Here is a 4,070-nt window from a genome sequence, read left to right as displayed (position 1 = left end):
CACCATCGTTTTCAGAAAAAATTAAAGAACCTGAGTCCATACGAATATCGAACTCAGGCTTCTTAACTATGCGTTTTAATTACTGTCTACTTGACAGGGGTCAGTACAAAAAAGAGGGCTTCTTTTGTTTAAAAGCGGGATATTCTTATTTATTTTTCGTATATGACGTAACGCTTCTTAAGAAGATTCCTAGTCCCGCAAAAAAGAATCCTAAGCATAATAAGCTGCCTGGCGTTCCCCAAGTAATTTGATCTAGCATTTTTTATCCCCTCCCGTTTATCATTATATAGAATTTATTGGAAATTATCAAAAAATTCTTTTTTTAATGGTTACTGATGAGTCTTCCTACCTTATACGAGAAGAATATATTTGAAAAGAATTCTTTTCTTTATATTTTTTTATTCTTATAATACGTTTTTGATTCTTATGATATAGTAACAACAAAGGGGGCTTAAAAATGGAAATTATTCACGAAAGAGCAAAGTTGCGGTTAATGGATAATACTGATGTCGAAACTTTGTTTTCGATTGTAGAAGGAAATCGGGATATTTGGGCGTATTTAATCTCTAAAATGGATAGTGTGCAAGATATGCAACAATACGTTCAAAAAGCGATAAAGGGTTACGGAAGAGGTACTCAAATACCTTTCATAGTCGTAGATCAACAGTCGAATAAGATTGTAGGAAGTACACGTTTATATAATATTTCAGTAGAAGATAAGACAGTTGAGTTAGGGCAAACGTGGTATCATCCGAGTGTGCAACGTACGAGTATAAATACAGAGTGTAAGTATATGCTTCTTCAGTATGCTTTTGAAAAATTGCATATGCTGAGAGTGCAAATTAAGACGGATGCAAGAAATGAAAAAGCACAACGAGCAATTGAAAGGTTAGGCGCAGTAAAAGAGGGTGTGCTTCGAAATGAAAGAAAATTACCGAATGGTTATGTGAGAGATGCGGTGGTGTACAGTATTATCTCGAGTGAATGGCCAAGCGTAAAAGAAAAATTGTTAGAAAAATTAGAGTTGTATAAAGAAAAGTTATAATTCGTGTTTTGAAAGGTATATTGTTCGTGAGATATGAAAAATATACCTTTTTTCTTACAAAATGCTACTTTATTTTAATTCCTTTTGTTTCATCGTTCCCTTCTGAGAAAAAATTCGTTACAATGTAGTTGTATGGTAATAAACTTATGAATTTAAAAAATGTAATGAAAACCGCAAATGAAAATGAATTGATAATCCTCAATTTTAAATGAAAACCCTTTTATACATAAATAACAAGTAAAGTTCCTTCTTTTAAATAAACTCAAACAAAACGATTTGATATAAATGTTTTTTATAGAAGTATGGATGATGTACGGAGGCAATTACAAATGAAAGAAAATAAGAAGAGTAAGAAAAGACGAATCTTTCAAGTATTTTTACTAATGATTTGTTCTGCTATTTTATATGTAAGTTATGCAGCTTACGATATTTGGAGTTATCGTTTTAAAGCAAATGATGACGTGAAAACGGATGCTGGTATCGTACTAGGAGCAGCTTCATGGAACGGAAAACCATCTCCTGTATTTAAAGAAAGAATTAATCATGCGATTTCTTTATATAAGAACGGAAATATTAAAAAGATTATTTTTACAGGTGGTACAAAGTTCGAGGCAGAACTTGAGGAAGCACGTACTGCAAGAGTATATGCAATGAAACAAGGTGTAAAAGAGGAAGATATTTTAATTGAAACTAAATCCCTTTTCACTGAAGAAAATTTAAAAAATGCGAAGCAAGTTGGAATAGAGAACGGCATACAAACATACACGATTGTAAGTGATCCACTTCATATGAAACGCGCAATGAGAATCGCAAAACATATTAATATTGAAGCGTATGCTTCACCAACGCCGACATCAGCATATAAAACGTTAGATACAGAAATACCATTCTTCTTTAAAGAATTATTCTCGTATATTGGATATGTAACCTCTTTGCCGTTAAAAGCATTGAAGGGGGACTAATATAAGAAAAGGATCTATCCTTAAATAGGAACTTTTCTTATTAGTCAAAAACATTGTATTTTTATCGGAATAGTGAAACAATAGAGAGGTAGCTTCATATAATCATAATGACAAAATGAACGGTTTATGAATCGAGCATAAAGGAGATTATAGTATGGCACTCTCATTTGTTGAAACAGAAGAACAGTCTTTAATTATTGAGAAAATAAATAAATTGATTCCGAAGTTCATGGAAAGGGAGCATCAGCTAAGTGAATTAGGATCATTTCCGTATGAAAATATAAATGATTTGAAAGATATCGGATATACGAAATTAACGTTACCGAAGGAATTTGGTGGTAGTGCCATTTCTTTATATGACTTCGTTTTATTTCAAGAGAAAATCGCGGAAGGCTGTGGAGCTACTGCATTATCGATTGGCTGGCATCTTGGCATTGTGAAGGAGCTAGCGGAAAATCGCTCTTGGAATGATGAGATGTTCAAATGGTTTTGCGAAGAAGTACGTAATGGTGCGCTCTTTAACAGGGCAGCAACAGAACCGAAAACAGGGAGTCCGACGCGTGGCGGCAAACCAGAAACAATAGCGGTTCAACAAGGCGAGAAGTGGGTTATAAATGGAAGAAAAACTTTTACAACGATGGCGCCAGTACTTGATTATTTTATTATTTCAGCAAGTATGGAAGGCCGTGAAGAAGTTGGTGAGTTTGTTATTCCAAGAAATACACTCGGTGTATCTATTGAAGAAACGTGGGATAGCGTTGCAATGCGAGGGACTGCTAGCCACGACCTTGTCTTACAAAATGTAGAGATAGACAACCGCTTTTTTACGGATGTAAAAGGCGGGAAAGTGAAACAAAAGGGTATTGGCTGGTTGCTACATATACCAGCATGTTATTTAGGAATTGCACAATCAGCAAGAAATTATGCAGTTCAGTTTGCGGGATCATACAAACCAAATAGTTTAAACCATTCTATTAGTTTATTACCGAATGTTAGAAGATTAGTTGGAGAATTAGAACTCGAGCTTATGCAAGCTCGCGTCTTTTTATATCAAATTGCGAAAAAATACGATGAGGCAGAAGATAAACTGTCACTGCAAGCAGAATTAGCGGCAGTGAAATACGCCGTAACAAATGCGGCGATATCCATAGTGGATAAATCAATGCGCATCGTAGGGGCAAAAAGTTTATCAGAAAAAAATCCGCTTCACCGTTACTATTTAAACGTTAGAGCAGGACTGCATAATCCGCCGATGGATGATGCAACACTATCTATGCTTGCGGATGCGGCGTTTCGGTCATAGTTTTTAAAGCATGGGTTTGATTACTAATCAAACCCATGCTTTTTATATGTATGAAGCACTTGGTTGAGATGTAGGTTTTTAATATAAATGATTATCATGTTTTTTTGATTGTGTCTTGTTGAAAAATTCTTATTGTAATGCCAGTTTGGAGGCTGTATAAACATTTTTCGTATTTAATCCCAAATTAATGGCCTTTCTAAGTTTACCATTCGTAAATATTGTAAAAATTGACCTGCATGGACCGCATCATGATAGGCAATTCGTAATAGCATATCGCCTAAATATCGTTGATAGCCAACATCGCTTCGATCAATAAGTCTTGTATTTAGCTCTGCTATGCTTATTGATTGAACATATTCTATGAAATCGGCAAAACATGATTGTGCTAATTCAATTTCTTTTTTTACACAAGTAATTGGCTCGTCATCATACGGGGTACGTATGTCGTTTATTGAGCCGTTGTTTTTTATAATCATATGATAGTAAAAAGTTGAGCTCCATACGTGACGAATCATTTCACCAAAGGACATAGCCTCAGGATCAGGCTTCCAATTAAGAAAATTATCGGGAAGAGAATTCCATAATTTTTCTGAGCGCCTTCTCGTTTCTTTTAAATTTAATATACTAAGATCAATTGCATTCATAATACATTCTCCTCGTATATTAATATTTAAGCCCTATCTCAGGCTTAGTTTTACTCTCTAATAAGAGTCCAGTAATAAAGAAAATACTTGGACGTCTCAAGATATTTCTAGATAAT

At 34.5% G+C, this 4,070-nt stretch carries 4 protein-coding genes; 3 read left to right on the top strand and 1 reads right to left on the bottom strand.

The window, feature by feature from the left end; all coding sequences use genetic code 11:
- Window positions 1-457: 457 nt before the first annotated feature.
- The 3 genes from MR168_RS32380 to MR168_RS32370 all read left to right on the top strand — a co-directional run bounded on the left by MR168_RS32380 (window position 458) and on the right by MR168_RS32370 (window position 3,310).
- Window positions 458-1,045: a GNAT family N-acetyltransferase gene (locus MR168_RS32380; RefSeq protein WP_000402586.1), complete on the top strand. Its 588-nt coding sequence runs from the start codon at window positions 458-460 to the stop codon at window positions 1,043-1,045.
- 329 nt (window positions 1,046-1,374) lie between these two features.
- Window positions 1,375-2,007 carry a YdcF family protein gene (locus tag MR168_RS32375; protein ID WP_000662215.1) on the top strand — a complete coding sequence of 211 codons (633 nt, stop codon included), beginning with the start codon at window positions 1,375-1,377 and terminating at the stop codon, window positions 2,005-2,007.
- Window positions 2,008-2,161: 154 nt separating this feature from the next.
- The gene (locus MR168_RS32370) at window positions 2,162-3,310 is read left to right on the top strand and encodes an acyl-CoA dehydrogenase family protein (protein ID WP_001218366.1); all 1,149 of its coding nucleotides are present in this window, start codon (window positions 2,162-2,164) and stop codon (window positions 3,308-3,310) included.
- A gap of 173 nt (window positions 3,311-3,483) precedes the next feature.
- Here the strand turns inward: MR168_RS32370 and MR168_RS32365 are convergent, their stop codons facing one another.
- Window positions 3,484-3,954 carry a DinB family protein gene (locus MR168_RS32365; protein WP_006927766.1) on the bottom strand — a complete coding sequence of 157 codons (471 nt, stop codon included), beginning with the start codon at window positions 3,952-3,954 and terminating at the stop codon, window positions 3,484-3,486.
- Between the last annotated feature and the right edge of the window lie 116 nt (window positions 3,955-4,070).

Origin of the sequence: Bacillus cereus group sp. BfR-BA-01356 (genome assembly GCF_022663635.1) — a bacterium.
In the GTDB taxonomy this organism is placed as follows: Bacteria; Bacillota; Bacilli; order Bacillales; family Bacillaceae_G; genus Bacillus_A; species Bacillus_A cereus.
This window is presented reverse-complemented; position numbering and strand designations above follow the sequence as displayed.